We start from the raw sequence: 20,203 nt of genomic DNA, 5'->3' as shown, positions 1-20,203 counted from the left end.
AATGTTGAAGATTGCATTTATCGCACATGACCGCAAAAAGGATGAAATGGTCAATTTCGTAACGGCTTATGAGCATGTATTTGTGGGGCACAGCCTGTATTCCACCGGGACAACCGGGCAGCGGATCATGGAAGTCACCAAGCTTGATATTCACCGGTATATGTCCGGTCCGCTCGGCGGAGACCAGCAAATCGGGTCCATGGTGGCCCAGGATGAACTGGATTTGATTATTTTTCTCCGTGATCCTCTGATGGCGCAGCCGCATGAGCCGGATATCACGGCTTTGCTCCGGCTATGTGATGTGTATGGCATTCCGGTGGCCACCAATATTGCGACAGCCGAAATTTTGGTGAAGGCGATTGACCGCGGAGACTTTGCCTGGCGTGAACTGGTACATAAGTACAAGCCCGGGGTTGACGAATGAAGCTGGATATTCTTGTTTTCGGTGCTCACGCGGATGATGCCGAGATCGGCATGGGAGGGACCATTGCCAAACATACCGCCGCCGGACTTAAGGTTGGATTATGCGATTTGACCGCTGCGGAGATGTCTTCCAATGGAACCGTGGAACGCCGCAAGGCGGAAGCGCAGGCGGCTGCAGAGCTGCTCGGCGCTGTGGAGCGGACCAATCTGGGTTTACCTGACCGGGGGCTGTTTCTGACCGAAGCGCATTTGGCTGCGGTCACGGCGGAAATCCGCCGCTGTTCTCCGGCCATCGTGTTTGCGCCTTATTGGGAAGACCGCCATCCCGATCATATTGCCTGCAGCAAGCTGGTGGAAGAGGCGGTGTTTAATGCCAAGCTGCGCAAATATATGCCGGACAAACCCCCGGTAGCTGTCCAGCAGCTGTATTTTTACTTCATTAACGATTTGGGCCGTACCGATCTGATGGTGGATGTGACCGAGCAGTACAGTCTCAAGGAACAGGCGCTTGCCTGCTACCGCTCCCAATTCGAGAAGGCACCGGGCGAGGATGTAGTTTCTACCCCCCTCAATGAAGGGTATATCGAACGTGTGCGTTCCAGGGACATGCTGCTCGGGCAGCGGCGGCTCATTCCTTATGCGGAAGCATTTGCAACCAAGCTCCCCTATCGGGTAGACCTGTTTAATGCTGGTACTTCCGGGGGGCAATGAGCGGCCCCGTATCTTCTTTGCGGGGATGCCGCTAAAGAAGGATGTGACAGCAACTTCGAGAGGGCGGCTATATGTGCTATTCTTATAATGATTCTTTGCTCTACTGGAAGCAGTATCAGAGATTTTTTCCTGAAGAAATCAGGCTTAAGCAAGGACGACTGCCCACTGAGGAGTGGTGGGAGTGGGAGCGGGGGAAGATTCATCTGGACCGGATGCCTGCAGCCGGTGCCCGGCTCAAAATTATTTCGGTACATGGTGCGGGTGGTTATGGCAGATTACTTGCCCCTTATGCAGGGATGCTACAAAGCTGTGGTTATGAGGTGGTATCGCCCGACTTGCCTCCGTATGGGTTAAGCCGGACTCATTCTACATATTCTTTGAATTATTCCCTATGGGTTGATTTAATTGCCGAACTGATCGACCGTGAATATGCGCATGACGGGATTCCGGTCGTTTTGCTCGGCAGCAGTATTGGCGGAATGCTGGCTTATCATGCGGCTGCCCGAAACAAACGCGTGAAGGGACTCATCGCCACGACGTTTGTGGATACCAGCCGGCCTGAGGTTCGGGATCAACTTGCACCCAACCGGATCATCAGCCGCTTAGGTAAACTGGCAATGGATAGGTTACCCTTAGTTCTGGACTCTTTCAAAATCTCGGTGAAGCACGTGTCCCGTATGCAGTTCATCTCCAACAATACGGATCTGACCCGGCTGATTATCAATGATCCCTCAGCAGCCGGAACACGTATTCCGCTTAGGTTACTGCGGACTTTTCTGAATATGCAGCCGGAGGTCCAGCCTGAAGATTTCAAGACCTGCCCTGTGCTGCTGGTGCATCCGGAGCAGGACGCAATGACGCCGATCGCTTTTAGCGAACCTTTTTATAACAGGCTGGGGTCTGCGAAAGAATGTGTGATCCTGGAGGGAGCCGGACATTTTCCGATTGAAGCTCCGGGACTTCAGCAGATGTAAGCTGCGGTTCTTTCATTTCTGGAGACGGTCGAAAATAACCTGCAAGGGTAATATCAGTTATAGACAATAGTTAAATAAGAAGGGGACGGAACTATGGACCGGTTGTTAAAAATAGGTATTACCTGCTATCCGTCTCTAGGCGGCTCGGGTGTAGTGGCTACTGAACTGGGCAAGCTGCTGGCTGAAAAAGGCCATGAGGTCCATTTTATTACGCACAGTGTCCCGTTCCGGCTGGGTACGTTTCAGAAGAACATTTTTTATCATGAGGTTGAGGTCAACGATTATTATGTATTCCGCTACCCTCCTTATGATTTGGCGCTGGCTACCAAGATGGCCCAGGTGGCCAAGATGCAGAAACTAGATCTGCTGCACGTGCATTACGCGGTTCCGCATGCGGTATGCGCTTTCCTGGCCAAACAAATGCTGGGCAATGATATGAAGGTGGTCACTACACTGCATGGAACGGACATAACGGTGCTGGGCCAGGATGAATCACTTAAAGATTTGATCCGGCTCGGAATTAATGAAAGTGATGCCGTGACGGCAGTATCAAAGGATCTTATCAATGAAACCCGGAAAGTGCTGGATATCACACGCGATATTGATCTTACCTATAACTTTGTGGACAAACGCGTCTATTATCCACGGGATGTGTCCGACCTGCGCGGCGACTTTGCCACGCCTGACGAGAAGATTCTGATGCACATCTCGAACTTCCGTCCGGTTAAAAGAGTCAGTGATGTTGTAGAAGTGTTTGCCCGGGTAAGCCGGGAACTGCCTTCGCGGCTGCTGCTGGTCGGGGAAGGACCGGAGCTTCCGAAAATCCAGGCAAAAATCGCCGAAATGGGACTCGAAGACAAGGTGCGCTTCCTTGGTAAGCAGGATGAGATTGCACAGGTCATTTCATTGGCGGACCTGCTGCTGCTTCCGTCGGAGAAGGAAAGCTTTGGACTGGTAGCACTGGAAGCAATGGCTTGCGGAGTACCAACCATCGGTTCGCTCGCAGGGGGAATTCCCGAGCTGATCCAGCACGGCAAGACGGGGTTCCTTGCCCCGATCGGAGATACGGAAACCATGGCCAAATATGCCGTGCAACTGTTGTCCGATGACAAGATGACGGCAGAATTCAGAGAGGCCTGCCTTCACCGGTCGTGTAAAGATTTCTGTAATGACGCCATTACTAATCAATATGAAGATATTTATTACCGCGTGCTCGGGCGCCAGGCCCCCAAAGTGGGCTGCAGCCTGGGAGCAGGGAGCTACTGATGAAATGGAGCATGGCACCGGCCGGCATGGCTGAAGCTGCCGGCAAAGTGGTACGCCGCCTGATCGATCAGGGCCATGAGGCCTATTGGGTAGGCGGCTGTGTCCGGGACGAGCTGCTAAGCCGTCCCGTGCATGATATGGATCTGACGACTTCGGCGCTGCCGGAGGAAGTGATTGCGCTATTTGAGCGGACGGTTCCGACGGGGCTTCAGCATGGCACGGTGACGGTGCTGCTCGATGGATTCGGCTTTGAGGTGACCACCTATCGTACAGAGAGCGGTTATGCCGATCACCGCCGTCCGGAGCAGGTGTTTTTCGTCCGTGATGTAAAGGAGGATTTGCGCCGCCGCGACTTCACCATCAATGCGATTTGCTGCGGTGCTGACGGCAAGCTGACCGATCCTTTTGGCGGGGCAGAGGATCTGCGCCGCAAGCGGGTCCGCTGTGTCGGGGCTGCCGAAGAGCGTTTTGATGAAGATGCGCTGCGGATGCTGCGTTGTGTGCGTTTTGCAGCCGTGCTGGATTTCGCCATAGCCAAGAACACCTGGCGGGGGCTCCTGCGCCAGCGGGATCAGCTGGCGCATATTGCCGTGGAGCGGGTCCGCGCAGAGCTGGAGCGGATCGTGGAGGGGCCGCATCCCCTGCGCGGCCTCGGCATGCTTGCGCGCAGCAGCCTGCTTGCGCGCGGCAAGGCCCCGTTCCCCTGGACCGGACCGGACCTGGCGGCAGCCGCCGCCAGCACAGCCGGGATCGGGGAACTGCAGAGCGCCCACCGCAGGTGGGCGCTGCTACTCCATGCCCTGAAGCAGTCGGCCAATGAGGCCGACGAGCTGCTGCGGGCATGGACGTTCCCGGGGGCGACGCGCATAGCCGTCGCCCGGGTCCTGCGGGTCGGCGAAGCCTGGACCGCGGCCCTGCAGGAAGTGCCGCCGGGTACCCCGGGCGGCACGGAAACGCTGCGGCGGCGCTGGATCGCCGCCGTGCTGGACCAAGGCCCGCAGGCCGCCGCAGGCTGGCTGGCGGTGCTTAGGGTGCTGCCCGGAGATGGGGCAGCACCGGGGCACGGCGGCGGCGGGCCTGACGCCGCCGGGGAGTGGCTCAGCCGGATGCCGCTAAGCAGCCTGGCTGAGCTGGCGGTGTCCGGCGGCGATTTGGCCGAATTGCTGCAGAAACGGCCTGGCCCCTGGGTCGGCCAGCTGCTGCAAAAGCTTCTGTTTGCCGCGGCGGCAGGGGATATTTCCAATGAGCGGCAAGTATTGCTGCAGGAAGCAAAAAGGATGGATGGCTATGAATAACTATGAGAGACTGTCGCTGACCCGGCTCCAGGAAGCAGCGCATTCATCCGGCTGGTCTAAGACGGTGCACCTGCTGGAAACGGTCATTTCCACCCAGGAGGAAGCAAAAAGGCTGGCCGAAGACGGTGCGCCCGAAGGGACGGCCGTCCTGGCGGAAGAACAGACCGGCGGCAGAGGCCGCATGGGCAGGAAATGGCATTCCCCCAGTGGCAAAGGCATCTGGATGAGCGTAGTACTGCGACCGCAGTTGCCGCTGCTCACGACGCCACAGCTCACCTTGCTGGCCGGGGTAGCGGTCTGTACGGCCGTGAGACAGGCCACCGGCGTACAGGCTGGCATCAAATGGCCAAACGATTTGCTGGCCGGGGGCCGCAAAATCTGCGGGATCCTGCTGGAATCCTCGCTGAGTGAGGGAGAACTCAACTACTGCATCGCCGGTATTGGAATCTCCGTGAATCTGGTGTCTGAAGATTATCCCGATTATATTCAGGGAGTGGGCACCTCACTGCGGATTGAACGGGGAGGAGAGCCGGTAGACCGCTCGGCATTGGCGGGTGTGGTACTGGCAGAGCTGGAAAGCCTGTATGCCCTTTACCTGGAGCAAGGCTTTCAGCCTGTCCGGGAGCGTTGGGAGGCCATGTCTGTCACCCTGGGACGCCAGGTTGCCTTTCATACCCCGCAAGGGAGAAATGAAGGGACGGCGGTTGGACTGGACGGACAGGGAGGATTGCTGCTGCGCGACAGCGCCGGCGAGATTATTAATGTATGCTCCGGTGAGATTGAGCTGATCTAAAGCCGGGTTATCCTGCACTCTTATGCGATCGTAGCTTGAAAGCGGCAGGCAGGCGTTAGGCCTTTATCTCCAGGAGAGGTTTCCCGCTCCCGCTGATAAGTCCGTCCACTCGGAACTAATGTGTAAGGGGCTGCTCGGGAGAACGCTCCACTGCTGTTCGCGAGGTTGTAACTCAGTTATAGGGAAATCCACCCCTTAATTTTCGAATTTGGCTTCTTTTATCCACTTTAAAGGGAATCCCGCCCACTAATCGAACCCCTCTCCAGAATTCAGGCGAGCCAAGGAAGATTAGCGGGTGTTATTCCCGATAACCACCGCCTTATTGCCAATATTCTGCAGTTAGCGGGTGTTTTTCCCTTTCCCTTATCCCTACCGTAATCAGGGGTGCCGTAGCCAGCCTACTCCAGGCTCTCACGGCATCCCTTTTGTTTTTTTGAGTGTTCCCTTCGTATAAAATTCCCGAGCTTGTCATCACTTGTCACATTTTTAGGGTGTAATTCTGCGGTGTTTTTGTTATACTATCGGCAGAGGCGGTATCAGACAGTTGAACTGCACTCGGGTTAACTGAATGTCATTTTGATAGCTTTTATGGGAATTGCCTTCATAACTGCATTGACGGTTACGTTGGATTCTGCTCTGAGCCGTAAGGACCGAGACAGAAGGGACGATCGCGAGTGACTCTTTTTTGCCCTTCGGACCTTTTTAGCGGACTATGCTAAAAGGTTTTTTTGTTTGCGCATTTTCGCGCAGGTTCAATTCACGAAAAGGGGATGGGAAGAGTGGCTGACAAACAGGCGTTGAATATTGTGAAATTTAAAAAAATGAAAACGGACGGCGTGCCGATCAGCATGCTGACCGCTTATGATTATCCTTCTGCACAGCTGGCGGAAGAAGCGGGAATCGACATGATTCTGGTTGGCGATTCGCTCGGCAATGTCGTGCAGGGGAATGAGACGACCTTGCCGGTTACAATAGACGACATGGTCTATCATGCCCGCACAGTCAAGCGCGGAGCGCCGCATACCTTTATCGTAGCGGATATGCCTTTTATGACGTATCACGGAAGTATCGACGAGAGCATGCGGGGGGTCCGGCGTCTAATGCAGGAAGGGCTGGCCCATGCCGTCAAAATGGAAGGCGGCCAGGAAATCTGCGGTACGGTGGCGGCCATTGTGGCTGCCGGTGTTCCCGTTCTTGGACATATCGGCCTGACCCCGCAGTCGGTGAACATGATCGGCGGCTACCGCATTCAAGGTAAGGATGCCAAAGATGCGCAGCGGCTAATGGACGAAGCCAAAGCTCTGGAAGCTGCGGGTGCGTTCGGCATCGTGCTGGAACTGGTGACTGAGGAAGTGGCGCGGGCTATCTCCGAAGCCGTAAGCATTCCAACCATAGGCATTGGGGCAGGCCGTTATGTGGACGGTCAGGTGCTGGTCTACCATGATCTGTTGCGTTATGATTCGTCCTACCGCGAGAAACGTTTTGTCAAAACCTATGCCGATATTGGAAATGTGATCCGCGAAGGGATCAGCCAATATGTACAGGATGTGAAACAGCGCTCCTTCCCGGAAGAACGCCATGTCTTCAATGCGGATGAGACGGTGCTGGAATCTTTATACGGCAATGCCGGAAAAGGAGCGGACCCCAAATGAGAGTAGTCAGAACAGTAGAGCAGCTGCGCGAAACTTTGGAATATATGCGCCAAGGCGGCCATACCCCGGTCGGGTTTGTGCCTACCATGGGTTTTCTGCACGAAGGGCATGCCAGTCTGCTGCGCAAGGCTGCAGAAATGAGTAATACGGTTGTCATGAGCATATTTGTCAATCCGCTGCAATTCGGGCCGAATGAGGATTTTGAAGCGTATCCGCGCGATGAACGCCGGGATTTGGAACTCGCCGAGCGCGAGGGGGCGGATATTGTGTTCATCCCGAGTGTAGAAGAAATGTATCCACAGCCTACCCGTACCCAGGTAACGGTATCGTCGCTGACTACTCAGCTGTGCGGTGCTTCCCGTCCCGGGCATTTTGACGGGGTGACCACCGTAGTCAGCAAGCTGTTTAATATGGTGCAGCCGGATTATGCCTTTTTTGGACTGAAGGACGCCCAGCAGGTTGCTGTTCTGCGCCGTATGGTATCCGACCTGAATATGAACGTGCAGATCGTAGCTTGTCCAATTGTCCGTGAAGCGGACGGACTTGCCCTGAGCTCGCGCAATGTTTATCTCTCGGCTGAGGAACGCAGCCAGGCCCTGGTATTGTCCCATTCGCTGCGCGAAGCGCGGGAGGCGATCCAGACAGGACAGGTGCGAACAGCTGCAGAGGTTCGAGGGCTGCTGGTATCCGTCATTGAATCCTCTCCGCTGGCAGTCATAGATTATGCGGAAATTCTCAGTTTTCCGGAACTTGAGCCGCTGGACCAAGGCATCAGTCTTAACGAAGCGCCTGGAGAGATTATTATGGCGTTGGCCGTGAAGTTCGGCCGAACCCGGCTGATTGACAATAACGTGTTTATCCCAAAGGAGGTTGCTGTTCTTGTTTAGACATATGATGAAGTCCAAGATTCACCGTGCAACGGTAACGGAAGCCAATTTGAATTATGTGGGCAGCATTACCATTGATGAGAATCTGATGGAAGCGGCCGATCTGCTGGAGAATGAAAAGGTACAGATTGTGGACAATAACAACGGCTCACGCCTGGAAACTTATGTAATCCCCGGCCCGCGCGGCAGTGGCGTCATTTGTCTGAACGGTGCGGCAGCGCGGCTTGTCCATCCTGGAGATACGGTCATTATCATATCCTATGCGATGTTGTCTTCCGAGGAACTGGCGTCCCATAAGCCGACCGTGGTCTTTGTTGACGAGAACAATCAGCCAATGAAGCTGGCCGACCATGAGATTCACGCTACGATTGCATAATCCTCCTTTAAGCCATGTAATGAATGGCAGGGATGAAAGCCCCCGGACTTGCCAAAAATGAAGTAAGGCAAGCTTAAGCTGATTTCATTTTCAGTAAGGGTGGGATGTCCCATGTTTCAACATTTATTTGCTGAAATGAACGAGATGCTTCGCGAAATCGTTGCTGAATTCCCTACAGCGGAAGGTACCCGCCGGAATGAGCTTTTGGGCAAGTACAATATGCTGCACAGACTCAGCGACGATGTCATGGATGAATGGCTGTCCTTTGCGGAGAAACTGAGCCAATTCCGTGAAAGTGCGGATGTAGCGGCCCAGCTTGACGGGGGGATGAAGGAGCAGGAGGCCCCGGAGTTGTCCATGGATTCTTTTGCCAGAGGCCAGGGGTATTACAAGCTCTTGATGTACCGCAAATGCATTGAGCAGTTTAAGCTGGTTATCCGGCAATATCCGAACAGTCTGGCCGCACGCTTGTACTTGGCCATGGCTTATCTCCAGGAAGGTGACGGTGAAGCAGCCTGGGGACATTTGGGACATATGCTGTCCCTGATTCGGGAGCGCAAGCTGAAGGCGATGATTTATAACGCCATGGGCTGCATCCGGGCTTCCCAGGCGCGCTTTCACGAAGCCAGTGAGCTGTTTGGGCTCTCCCTGCAGCATGACCCGGCTCTGCCTGAGCCAAGCGTCAATCTGGAGGTGTGCCGCAAGAGGGAAGGAAAGCTGCATTTTGGAAATCAGCTGGTTTCGCTTTTGTAATTATAGGTTTCTCCATTGAAGCGATGCATCCACTGAACACTCAGTGTGCATCGCCTTTTTTCGCAACTTCTGTTATGCTGATAAAGAGTCTCAAGTGAAAGGGAATAGAACTTATAATGAAATTTGCCGTGCTTGATTTTGAAACGACGGGAACCCAATCTGTGGGTGAAATTATCCAGGTTGGCCTTGCCATTATAGAAGAAGACCGGTCCATCTCACGGGTATATGGTTCCTATGTCAAGCCCGGAACACCGATCCCTCCTTTTATAACGGGCCTGACCGGTATTACCGACAGTGATGTACAGGATGCGCCGGAGCTGGACGAGATGATGATGGAGCTGGTGCCGCTGCTGGATGATGTGGTGCTGGTAGGCCATAATGTGGCCTTCGACTTCCATTTTTTGCAAAATGCACTGGACCGGTGCGGCTATTTGCCGTTTCAGGGAAGAATACTTGATACCATCGATTTTCTCAAAATTTGTTTTCCTTCCTTGACCAGCTACCAGCTGGGTGCGGTCAGCACGCATTTCGGGATTACGCATGACCGTCCGCATCAGGCGGACAGTGATGCGGAAGCCACCGCAAGGGTGCTGCTGAAATGCCTGGAGGAGCTGTACAGTCTGCCGCTGCTGACCATTCAGCGCCTGAGCGAGCTGTTCGGGGGTGAAGACAGCGATCTGGGCTGGTATTTCGACGGCCTGCTGCATGAACGGGAACAGGAGACCTTCCAGCCCGAAGGAGAGCTGACCTTCTACCGGCAGCTTGCCCTTGCGGTCGGGGACTGGGCGGAGCTTGCTCCGCCGAGGGAAGAGAATGCAAGCAATCCGCTTGCAGCCCTGTCTTTTAACGATTACATGGATGAGGTAATGAAACGCCTTAAGGCCGCATTGCCCCACTATGAGTCGCGTGAAGCCCAGGAAATCATGATTCAGGAAGTAATGACGGCCCTTTCGGAAGACAAACATCTGCTAATTGAGGCAGGGACCGGGACTGGTAAATCACTGGGTTATCTGCTCCCGGCAATTTACCAAAGCGTCAAGACGGACCAGAAAGTTATGGTCAGCACTCATACCATTAATCTTCAGGATCAGCTGCGTGAACGGGACATTCCTTTGCTGACGCAGGTCGTTCCGTTTCCGTTCAAGGCGGCGATCTTCAAAGGCAGAGGACATTATTTATGCCTGCGCAAGTTTGAACATAAAATTAACAAAAGGGACTTTACAAGCCCCAGGGAGGATACGCTCACGGCAGCCCAAATGATCGTCTGGCTGACGCAAAGTGAATCCGGGGATGATGAAGAACTCAATCTGGGCGGACGCGGCGGTGATTTCTGGGAGACGGTGGCAAGTGACACCGATTCCTGTCTGGGACGCGCCTGTCCATGGTTCCGCAAATGTTATTATCACCGGGCCAAACATGAGGCCGGAATTGCCGATGTGGTCGTCACCAACCACTCCAAGCTGTTTGCCGATGTCAAAGCCGGACATCAGCTGTTGCCTGCTTATGAGCATCTCGTCATTGATGAGGCGCATCATTTGGAGGATGTGGCCGGCAAACACCTGGGCATGCATATGAAGCATTTCACTGTATCGCACACGCTCTCCCGCCTGTACAAGGACAGCCGGAACGGACAGCTGCCTGTTCTCCGCCAGATGCTGCAGTCGGGGGGCAGCGAGCAGGCTGCGGAATGGAGCGGGGTGATTGACCGGCTTTATCCGGATCTGCTTACCGTCAAAGAAACCTGGGATCAGCTCAGCGACAGATTGTTCAGCCTTTTGCCCGAGCGCAGCGATGCATCGGCAGGCGAAGCCGGACAATTAGTGCTTCGTCTGCTGCCGGGTAAAAGACCCGAGGCCTGGGAGGAATTGGCGGCTTTGGAGAATACGATGAACCTGGCGCTGAGCGAGATTATCCGCAAAGGGGACAAGATGATCAGCGAAATGCGTGATCAGGAGAGCCAATCCTCATCGGATAGTCTCGCAACCGATATTAGCGGGTTATTTAAGGATCTGGCCGCCATTCGTGAGCAAGTCCGCTTTTTTATGGGGCTGAATGACGAGAATGTAGTTTATTGGCTGGAGGCTAACGGGAATTACCGCAGTAAATCGCTGCAAATGTATGCTGTGCCGGTGGATGTGAGCTCCCAGCTGAAGGAGCTGTTCTTCGACAAGAAGAAAAGCATCGTCCTTACTTCGGCTACACTGTCGGTTGATAAATCGTTTCAATTCATGATCGACAACCTCGGTCTTGGCGAAGCATCCGATCAGGGGCGTCTGATGACCGCTCTGCTGCCTTCCCCATTCCGTTACCGGGAACAGGCCCTGTTGGTCATTCCCCGTGATTTTCCGAGTGTGAAGGGCAGTATAGGCGATGCCCGTTTTGTGAATATGCTGGTGCAGTCACTGGCTGATGCCGCAATCACGACCCGCGGCCGGATGCTGGTGCTGTTCACCTCCTATAAGATGCTGCGGCAGGTCTACGACCCGCTGAAGGAAGCGCTGGCCTCTCAGGAAATCGCGGTCCTTGGACAAGGGGTAGAGGGCGGCAGCCGCAGCAAGCTGATCCGCCGTTTCCAGGACAGCAGTGCTTCCGTGCTGCTTGGGACCAGCAGCTTCTGGGAAGGGGTGGACATTCCCGGGGAGGCGCTGACCTGCCTGGCCATCGTCAGACTGCCGTTTCAGCCGCCGAATCATCCGCTTGCGGAAGCAAAGGCAGAGCTGCTGCAGGCTCAGAAGAAGAACCCTTTTATGAAGCTTTCGGTGCCGCAGGCGGTGATCCGCTTCAAGCAGGGATTCGGACGACTCGTCCGGACGGCGCAGGATAAGGGTATTGTTATTGTGTATGATACCAGAGTCATTGAATCTTATTACGGAAAGTATTTCCTTTATTCCCTGCCCGGGCCGAAGATGGAGCATATGCTGACGGAACAAATGGTTCCGCGTATAGCCGAGTGGCTAGAAGAAGGCGGCATTTCCTAGGGTTTTCCCGGTTGTTTGTTTCGTGCCTGATTAGTTAAAATAGTGTTTATCACAATTAAAGCAGTGAGAGCGAAAACTGGCTCTTTCCTCACACCCCAGGCTGCCGATGAATTACGCGGGGCCTGGCGGTGAGAAGGGGGGAATACCTTTTTCCCGGCTGTATCTTGGCAAGTTCATTTATTTTAGGAGGAGAAAACATGAAATCGGATAAAATATCGGAGGCAGTGGTTCGCAGACTCCCGGTGTACCTGCGTTTTCTGAACGATCTCAAAAAACGTGAAATCGCGACAGTTTCTTCTCAGGAGCTGGGACAGAAGCTGGATCTTAACCCGGCACAGATTCGTAAGGATCTGGCCTATTTTGGCGATTTCGGGCGCAAGGGTATTGGTTATGATGTCTCTTATCTCATTGAGAAAATCCGCCATATCCTCAAGCTGGACCAGCAGATCAATGTTGCGCTGGTAGGGGCAGGTAACCTGGGTCATGCCTTGTCCAACTACAATGCCTATCTCAAGGATACAATGAAAATTACGGCAATCTTTGACTCATATGCACCCAAGGTGGGACAAAAAATCAACTCGTTGACCGTTCAGCCCATGGAAGAGCTGGGAAGCACCATCCGCGAGCAAGGTATTCGTATCGGCATTATCACAGTCCCTGATACGGAGGCCCAGAATGTAGCTGATATCCTGGTGGATTCCGGAATCGAAGCGATTCTGAATTTCGCGCCGGTTATTTTGAAAACGCCATCCAACATCCGCATCCATGCCGCCGACTTTACGACTGATCTGCAAAGTCTGGCTTATTATTTGCAAGACGGAAAGGAAGAAACTGTACATGAGCAGCCATAAAACAATTATCAAAAACGGCCGGTTTCTGGTTCCGGGAGCGGACAAGCCCGTTCTCCAGGGCTATATGACCATTGAAAATGACCGAATCACATACATAGGGGAAAAGGAACCTCTTGCGGTTGAGGACGCGCATGTTGTGGACGGCAGCCGTCTGATGTTTATGCCCGGTCTGGTGAACACCCATGGCCATGCGGCGATGTCTCTCTTGCGCGGCTACGGGGATGATTTGACCCTTCAGGTCTGGCTGCAGGAGAAGATGTGGCCGATGGAAGAGAAGTTTACGGGGGACGATGTTTACTGGGGAGCTTCGCTATCGGTTCTGGAAATGCTTAAAGGCGGCACGACTACCTTCCTGGATATGTATGATCATATGGACCGGGTAGCTGAGGTTGCCGAATTATCGGGGATCCGGGCCGTGCTGATGCGCGGTGTAATCGGATTATGCCCGGAAGAGGTACAGAATCAAAAGCTCGCGGAGGCGATTGCTTTTGCCCGGAATTGGCATGGCAAGGCGAATGGACGTATTACGTCGATGATTTCTCCTCACGCCCCATACACCTGTCCTCCTGATTTTCTGGTGAAGTTTGTACAGGCAGCCCATGATCTGGATTTGCCGATGCATACCCATATGTCGGAGACCCTCCGTGAAGTGGAGCAAAATGCGGCTGATTACGGACTTCGGCCGGTGGCTCATCTGGAGAAGCTGGGCATGTTTACCCGTCCTTCACTTGTTGCCCATGGTGTTCATTTGAATGACGAAGAGATCGAGATTCTGGCCCGCTACAAGGTCGGTGTATCTCATAACCCCGGGAGTAATCTCAAGCTTGCCAGCGGGATAGCACGGGTCACGGAGCTGCTGAAGGCCGGAGTAACCGTATCGCTTGGAACCGACGGGGCGGCCAGCAATAACAATCTGGATATGTTTGAAGAGATGCGTCTTGCCGCGCTGATCCATAAAGGGATAACGGGTGATCCGACGGCTGTGCCGGCACCGGAAGCGTTGCTGATGGCCACGGAATACGGGGCCAAGTCTATTTTTCTGGATGGCGTAGGCCGGCTGGAAGCAGGAATGAAAGCTGACTTTATCGCCATTGATATCGATCAGCCCCATCTGCTGCCGCATACGGACCTGTTATCCCATGCGGTATATTCGGCGAGTGCCAAGGATGTGGAGCATGTCTGGGTGGACGGCAGACAGGTTGTGAAGCATGGCGAGTGTCTGACGCTGGATGAGGAAGAGATTCGCCGCAAGGCCCAGGAGTCTTTTGAAGGGCTGCTGAAGCGTTAATCATCCGGCCTGCCGGGGGAGAGAACTTTCGATTATTCAAGAAAGGAAGCTGTGTGTTGAAAAAAAGGAAAAAATGGGTCCTGCTGGGCTCGGCACTGCTTCTGCTCGTTCTGTTCGGACTAAGCCAGTTCTATGTGTATATTATGAAGGATCAATGGGCTGAACGCGACACGGCCAAAGAGGTTGCCCTTGCCCGGGCCGGTCTGACAGAAGTGGTGAAGGCGCAGAAATCGGTCTGGGACTCGGTGTATTGGGTTTTGACGGGGAAAAACAAAGCCGGCACCGACCTTATGGTGTGGGTGCGTTTCACGGAGGACGGAAAGGTTGCAGAAGGCGACAATGCGGTATATGCGGAAGAGCTAAGCAACGGAACCACCGAGAAGCAAATCCGCAACCAGATTGCGGCTGAGCTTCCGGAGATTAGCATCGAACGGCTGCTGCCAGGGGTGTATAACGGGGAATATGCATGGCAGCTTTTTTATGAGCAGGACGAGCGTTATTATTATAAATTCTACCGCTTCTCGGACGGCACGCAGATTGGTGAAGGCTACAGTCTGCCTATCCGTTAATAAGTCAGTCAAAACTAAGCGATCCTCCTTATTGGAGGATCGCTGCTTTGCGTTTTTGAGGATGGTGGAAACTTTTCCGGCTTAAGTTTAATGCAGCGAGCGGAGTGGGGGCTGTCCCATAAACCATAAAATGACTGTTTGGGCGCTCGGTGTGAACGCTCCACAAACGAACTGGATTATTGGTGAAAACCCGAAGACAGTCGAGCGCCGGCGCGGTTGTGGGCGAAAAGAGAGGCAAAAATGCCTCTCGTGGGGCGCCTGACGCGGTTGTGGGCGAAAAGAGAGGCAAAAATGCCTCTCGTGAAGCGCCTGGCGCGGTTTTGGGCGAAAGGAGAGGCAAAAATGCCTCTCGTGGAGCGCCCGGCGTAGTTTTGGGCGAAAAGAGAGGCAAAAATGCCTCTCGTGAGGTGCCCGGCGTGGTTTTGGGCGAAAAGAGAGGCAAAAATGCCTCTCGTGGGGCGCCCGGTATGGTTTTAGGCGAAAGGAGAGGCAAAAATGCCTCTCGTGGAGCGTCTGGCGATGGGCTAAAGTAAGTTATGTACCAAGTTTTGAATCCTAGTCAAGCAACAAAAAAGTAAGGTATCCTTGGTGAACAAGCCGATTGGCGTAATAGCCGCAAGGTTTACATTTTTTAGAAAGTTAGCCTGTCACTTGTTCGCATTGACTCATTGCAGTGGTGACGCAAATTGGAATTTCCCTTTATTTTTAGTTATACTGAAAACTATTAAAATGTTCTGGCGAAGAAGAAGATGATTTCAGTAGAATAAACGGTAAAATCAATAGTTTGGGTATAGCTATTTGTATATACTCTCAGTATGCTATTCGAGACTCTCTACAGGGTCGTATGCCTCCATTCCTTGGACTCCAAAGAACAGGCTGTACGGTGCAAACTCTTAATAAACGGGCGCTAAATGTCGATAAAAGAAAAAGCCTGCCCCTAGAAGGCAGAAATTAGTATTCAAAATTTAAAATATATTCACACTTTTTTTAGAAATCGTATATACACATGTGATATACTACTATTTGTACTTAAACATGATTAAGAGCATGTCAGTCTCGGAAGAGGCTGGACACACTATGAGTTTAAAAAATATATTATACTTATTTTTTATATATTGAGAGGAGGACGTTTTTTGAAACTTCGTCTTATGCCTGTACTGCTAACGTCACTGCTGTCGGCTACCCTTTTATTCGGGGGATGGTTCCTGTATCGCCAGTTTGTCATTCAGGAGCCGCTCCAAAAGATCGTGTCCCAATATGAAGGAGTTAATAATTCACATATTACTATTAACCACGATCAGGTTACTTTGAAACTTGATTTACAGCCGGGCACAAAATTGCGTCAGTTGGTACAGTATGTATCCACAGAAGGCAAGTCCGTGATTGACGGCCGGCGATTAAAGCTGGATGTGGAGCAGCATTCCAACGCCGTGCTTGACGAATATTGGGATGAAGCGATGTTCTCTGTGGCTGAGGCGATGGAGAGCCGCAAATATACACTTATTCCGGCCAAGCTGGATGGCTTGAAAGCACAACATGAGAAATACAAGAACGTTACAGCAACGACGGAAATCGACGACACGAATGTTTATGTAGCCATAAGCGATGGTAAAAACAGCAAGTTTATCATTTTACCACGGCAGCCGGCAGCGATGGGGGTATGGAACAATGCCTAAGTGGATCAAAGAAGTGCTAATGGGATTTTTGCCTGTGCTGCTGATATTTATGGCCTTTATCGGTATCAATATTTTTCCTATAGTGATTGCCGGAGGCATGATCGGAGCGTTGCTGCTAATCGCACATTTGCGCGGTGGACTGGCCGTCAATGCCGGTGCTGAGAAGAAACGCAAAAAGAATGGCCCCTCCAAGCTAACTTTTGAAGAAATAGGCGGTCAGGACAATGCCAAGCAGGAGCTGCGTGAAGCACTTGATTTCCTGATCCGGCACGAAGAAATCAGCAAGTTCGGGATTCGTCCGCTCAAGGGCATTTTGCTTACGGGCCCTCCGGGAACCGGTAAAACTCTGATGGCTAAAGCTGCCGCTCACTACACAAACTCCGTATTTGTAGCCGCATCGGGCAGTGAGTTCGTAGAAATGTATGTGGGTGTAGGTGCAGGACGTGTCCGTGATTTGTTCAAGGATGCACGCACCCGGGCACAGAAAGAGAACAAGCAAAGCGCTATTATTTTTATCGATGAAATTGATGTCATTGGCGGCAAACGCGAAGGCGGACAACAGCGTGAGTATGATCAGACGCTGAACCAGCTGCTCACGGAGATGGACGGGATCTACAACAATGAGACTCCGCGTATCCTGCTTATTGCTGCTACGAACCGTAAGGAGATGCTTGATTCGGCGCTGCTGCGTCCGGGACGGTTCGACCGCCACATTCAAGTGGACATGCCGGATAAGAAAGGCCGCAAGTCGATTCTTGACCTGCATGCCAAGAACAAACCGCTGCATCAAGAGGTCGATTTGGACAAGATTGCGGAAGAAGCGTACGGTTTCTCCGGTGCCCAGCTTGAGAGCGTAATGAATGAAGGCGCTATTTACATGATGCGTGAGAATCTGACGGAGGTCGAACAACGGCATCTTTCGATGGCTATTGACAAGGTTATGATGGGTGAGAAGACCGACCGTGAGACCAATCAGGAAGAGAAAAAGCGCGTGGCCATCCATGAACTGGGCCATGCGATCATGGCGGAGCTGCTGCGTCCGGGAAGTGTCAGTCAGGTAACATTAACTCCGCGCGGACAAGCGCTGGGTTATGTGCGGCATAATCCGCAGCAGGAGCAATATTTGTACACTAAAGACTACCTTGAGGAGCAAATTATGATAGCTCTTGGCGGGGCGGCTGCCGAAGTTATTTTTTATGGCGGACGCAGTACCGGATCGCGTGGAGACTTTGACCAGGCCTTGAATATTGTGGAAACCATGATGAAGTCGGGACTTACCTCGCTCGGTATTGCCAAGCTGGAAATGGTAACCACAGAAGAGCTTATGAAGGAAAATAGTAAGATTCTGGATGAGTTGATGCTTCGTACACATGAACTGCTGGAGAAGCAAAGAAATGTATTTGATTACTCCCTTGACATTTTAATGAAGGAAGAAGTCCTCTCTGGAGAGCAATTTCGTTGTCAATTTCGTGACAGTGTCCTTTTACCGGCATAATTCTTTATGCCGGTTATTTTTTTTTACTTTTCAGGCATGCTAAGATATCATTATATGTCGGGCTTATTCAATCTTTACGACAGACAAGGTACAATGCTAAGGTATAGATACCTGAAAGGATGGAGACATTTTTATGAATTTTAAGAAAATTGGTGTCATTGGCGGCGGCACAATGGGACAAGGGATTGCTGAAATGCTGGCAGCCAAAGGCCTGGATGTGATGCTGGTGGAGAAAACCGCAGAAAGACTGGATTACTCCTACGCCATGATCGAGACCAGTCTCGACAAACAATTGGAGAAGTGGGCCATTACACAAGCCGAAAAAAAGCTGATTCTGGGCCGTATCCAAAAAGTGACTCATTTCGCGGAGCTCAGCTCCTGTGACATGGTTATCGAGACCATTACAGAAGATTTGGAAGCCAAGCAAAAGGTATTTAACCAGCTTGATCAAGTGTGTCCGAGCCACATTATTCTGGCCAGCAATACGTCAACACTCAGCTTGACTGAACTTGCCAGCTCAACGATGTACCCGGAACGCGTAATCGGCATGCATTTTATACATCCTGTAGGCAAGGTGGATCTTGTTGAGATTGTCCGCGGTCTGAAGACCTCAGACAGCACCTTTGAAGATACCAAGTCCTTTGTCGACGAAATCGTTGAGAAAAAAGGCGTCATGATCTACGAATCCCCCGGATTTGTAACTTCACGTCTCATTTGTCTGTTCATCAACGAAGCCATGCATGTTCTGCAAGAAGGTGTAGCTTCCCCTGAAGACATAGATGACGCCATGCGGATTGGCTACCAATTCCAGAATGGACCGCTGGAAATGGCAGACCGTTTTGGACTGGACTCCGTCCTCGCAGCACTCGAGAACATGTTCCGCGAATACGGAGAACTGAAATACCGTCCTTCGACTATTCTCAAGAAGATGGTGCGTGCGGGACAACTGGGCATGAAATCGGGAGAAGGCTTCTTCAAGTACGACAAGGATGGTGACCGGATATGAATATCTTAGTAATTAATGCAGGCAGTTCATCGCTGAAATATCAGCTGTATAACATGACAGACGAATCCGTATTGGCTAAAGGCCTGGTAGAGCGCATAGGAATGGATTCCTCCATACTGACGCACAAACCTACCGACAAACAGGAAGTTACCGAAGTAAGCGAAATTCTGGAGCACACTACAGCGATCCGCAAGGTCCTCGCTTGCCTGACCGACAAAGTGCATGGCGTAATTTCTTCCATCGACGAGATTAATGCTGTGGGACACCGTGTCGTTCACGGTGGAGAGATTTTTAAGGAATCGGCTCTTGTGAACCAGGAGGCCAAAACGGAAATCCGCCGGCTGTTTGACCTGGCGCCGCTGCATAACCCTGCAGCCCTGCTGGGAATTCTTGCCGCTGAGAGCAATATGCCGGGTGTTCCTCAGACCATTATTTTTGATACTGCATTCCACCAGACGATGCCTGAGAAGGCTTATTTGTATGCTATTCCACGGGTGCTGTACAGCAAGTACAAAATCCGCCGCTATGGTTTCCACGGGACTTCCCATGATTATGTGAGCAAGGCGGCTGCCGAATTTGTAGGGCGTCCTCTTGAAGAACTGAAGATCATCACTTGCCATATCGGCAACGGGGCGAGCCTGACCGCGATTGAGGGTGGGATATCCATCGATACTTCGATGGGGATGACACCGCTGGAAGGCCTGATGATGGGAACACGGAGCGGTGATATCGACCCGGCAATCGTTCCTTACGTTATGAACAAGGAAGAACTGACTCACGGTGAAGTAAACTCCATGCTGAACAAGCACAGTGGTATGCTGGCCATTTCCGGCATCAGCAGCGACATGCGGGAGATTATTGAAGGTTACGAAAAAGGAGAGCCAAATGCCTCCCTGGCCTTTGAAATGTACGAATACCGCTTGCGGAAATACATTGGTGCTTATGCCGCTGCCTTAAATGGTGCCGATGTGATTGTCTTCACGGCTGGTGTGGGAGAGAACGCATCCTTGCTGCGTGAGAAAGTGTTGAACAACCTGACATATCTCGGTATCGAGCTTGATGCGGAAGCCAATAAGATCCGCTCCGGTGATCCTCGCCGTATCTCCACAGCCGATTCCAAGGTTCAGGTTCTTGTGGTTCCAACAAACGAAGAGCTTGTGATCGCACGCGATACGTATCGTATTGTGCAAGGAATTAACGGCTAAAATTG

18 protein-coding genes are annotated in these 20,203 nt (G+C 52.3%); all 18 read left to right on the top strand.

The genetic code is table 11. From position 1 onward, the window contains the following. Position 1: 1 nt before the first annotated feature. On the top strand, positions 2–424 hold the full coding sequence (mgsA, locus tag IEY53_RS09860) for a methylglyoxal synthase (RefSeq protein ID WP_189024421.1): 423 nt from the start codon (positions 2–4) through the stop codon (positions 422–424). Further along, positions 421–1,134 (top strand): bacillithiol biosynthesis deacetylase BshB1, encoded by a 714-nt coding sequence (gene bshB1 / locus IEY53_RS09855; RefSeq protein WP_189024419.1) that lies wholly within the window; start codon positions 421–423, stop codon positions 1,132–1,134. Before mgsA ends, bshB1 begins: the two co-directional genes overlap by 4 nt. Positions 1,135–1,205: 71 nt before the next feature. Further along, the gene (locus tag IEY53_RS09850) at positions 1,206–2,108 is read left to right on the top strand and encodes an alpha/beta hydrolase (protein ID WP_189024417.1); all 903 of its coding nucleotides are present in this window, start codon (positions 1,206–1,208) and stop codon (positions 2,106–2,108) included. A 93-nt stretch (positions 2,109–2,201) separates the two neighbouring features. Further along, positions 2,202–3,374, top strand: a complete 1,173-nt coding sequence (bshA, locus tag IEY53_RS09845; protein WP_189024415.1) for an N-acetyl-alpha-D-glucosaminyl L-malate synthase BshA — start codon at positions 2,202–2,204, stop codon at positions 3,372–3,374. After that, complete coding sequence (locus IEY53_RS09840; RefSeq protein WP_189024413.1) at positions 3,374–4,669, top strand: CCA tRNA nucleotidyltransferase; 1,296 nt, start codon at positions 3,374–3,376, stop codon at positions 4,667–4,669. The genes bshA and IEY53_RS09840 overlap by 1 nt, the downstream gene beginning before the upstream one ends. Beyond that, positions 4,662–5,462 carry a biotin--[acetyl-CoA-carboxylase] ligase gene (locus tag IEY53_RS09835; RefSeq protein ID WP_189024411.1) on the top strand — a complete coding sequence of 267 codons (801 nt, stop codon included), beginning with the start codon at positions 4,662–4,664 and terminating at the stop codon, positions 5,460–5,462. Before IEY53_RS09840 ends, IEY53_RS09835 begins: the two co-directional genes overlap by 8 nt. A 779-nt stretch (positions 5,463–6,241) precedes the next feature. Continuing rightward, complete coding sequence (panB, locus tag IEY53_RS09830; RefSeq protein ID WP_189024409.1) at positions 6,242–7,114, top strand: 3-methyl-2-oxobutanoate hydroxymethyltransferase; 873 nt, start codon at positions 6,242–6,244, stop codon at positions 7,112–7,114. Between the two features lie 44 nt (positions 7,115–7,158). Then, positions 7,159–8,001: a pantoate--beta-alanine ligase gene (gene panC / locus IEY53_RS09825; RefSeq protein ID WP_373293838.1), complete on the top strand. Its 843-nt coding sequence runs from the start codon at positions 7,159–7,161 to the stop codon at positions 7,999–8,001. Beyond that, positions 7,994–8,377: an aspartate 1-decarboxylase gene (panD, locus tag IEY53_RS09820; RefSeq protein ID WP_189024405.1), complete on the top strand. Its 384-nt coding sequence runs from the start codon at positions 7,994–7,996 to the stop codon at positions 8,375–8,377. The genes panC and panD overlap by 8 nt, the downstream gene beginning before the upstream one ends. Positions 8,378–8,488: 111 nt before the next feature. Next, positions 8,489–9,130, top strand: a complete 642-nt coding sequence (locus IEY53_RS09815) for a tetratricopeptide repeat protein (RefSeq protein WP_189024403.1) — start codon at positions 8,489–8,491, stop codon at positions 9,128–9,130. A gap of 116 nt (positions 9,131–9,246) precedes the next feature. Beyond that, the gene (gene dinG, locus IEY53_RS09810) at positions 9,247–12,108 is read left to right on the top strand and encodes an ATP-dependent DNA helicase DinG (protein WP_189024401.1); all 2,862 of its coding nucleotides are present in this window, start codon (positions 9,247–9,249) and stop codon (positions 12,106–12,108) included. A 197-nt stretch (positions 12,109–12,305) separates the two neighbouring features. Then, positions 12,306–12,959 carry a redox-sensing transcriptional repressor Rex gene (locus tag IEY53_RS09805; protein ID WP_189024399.1) on the top strand — a complete coding sequence of 218 codons (654 nt, stop codon included), beginning with the start codon at positions 12,306–12,308 and terminating at the stop codon, positions 12,957–12,959. Beyond that, the gene (locus tag IEY53_RS09800; RefSeq protein WP_189024397.1) at positions 12,946–14,247 is read left to right on the top strand and encodes an amidohydrolase; all 1,302 of its coding nucleotides are present in this window, start codon (positions 12,946–12,948) and stop codon (positions 14,245–14,247) included. The genes IEY53_RS09805 and IEY53_RS09800 overlap by 14 nt, the downstream gene beginning before the upstream one ends. A 56-nt stretch (positions 14,248–14,303) precedes the next feature. Beyond that, on the top strand, positions 14,304–14,816 hold the full coding sequence (locus tag IEY53_RS09795; protein WP_189024395.1) for a cell wall elongation regulator TseB-like domain-containing protein: 513 nt from the start codon (positions 14,304–14,306) through the stop codon (positions 14,814–14,816). Between the two features lie 1,133 nt (positions 14,817–15,949). Beyond that, the gene (locus IEY53_RS09790) at positions 15,950–16,492 is read left to right on the top strand and encodes a hypothetical protein (protein ID WP_229696072.1); all 543 of its coding nucleotides are present in this window, start codon (positions 15,950–15,952) and stop codon (positions 16,490–16,492) included. Beyond that, positions 16,485–17,987 carry an AAA family ATPase gene (locus IEY53_RS09785; protein ID WP_189024393.1) on the top strand — a complete coding sequence of 501 codons (1,503 nt, stop codon included), beginning with the start codon at positions 16,485–16,487 and terminating at the stop codon, positions 17,985–17,987. The genes IEY53_RS09790 and IEY53_RS09785 overlap by 8 nt, the downstream gene beginning before the upstream one ends. Before the next feature lie 133 nt (positions 17,988–18,120). Then, complete coding sequence (locus IEY53_RS09780) at positions 18,121–18,993, top strand: 3-hydroxyacyl-CoA dehydrogenase family protein (protein WP_189024391.1); 873 nt, start codon at positions 18,121–18,123, stop codon at positions 18,991–18,993. Continuing rightward, the gene (locus IEY53_RS09775) at positions 18,990–20,198 is read left to right on the top strand and encodes an acetate/propionate family kinase (protein WP_189024389.1); all 1,209 of its coding nucleotides are present in this window, start codon (positions 18,990–18,992) and stop codon (positions 20,196–20,198) included. The genes IEY53_RS09780 and IEY53_RS09775 overlap by 4 nt, the downstream gene beginning before the upstream one ends. The last annotated feature ends 5 nt before the right edge of the window (positions 20,199–20,203 follow it).

It is taken from the genome of Paenibacillus albidus (assembly GCF_014644435.1).
GTDB lineage: Bacteria > Bacillota > Bacilli > Paenibacillales > Paenibacillaceae > Paenibacillus_AQ > Paenibacillus_AQ albidus.
This window is presented reverse-complemented; position numbering and strand designations above follow the sequence as displayed.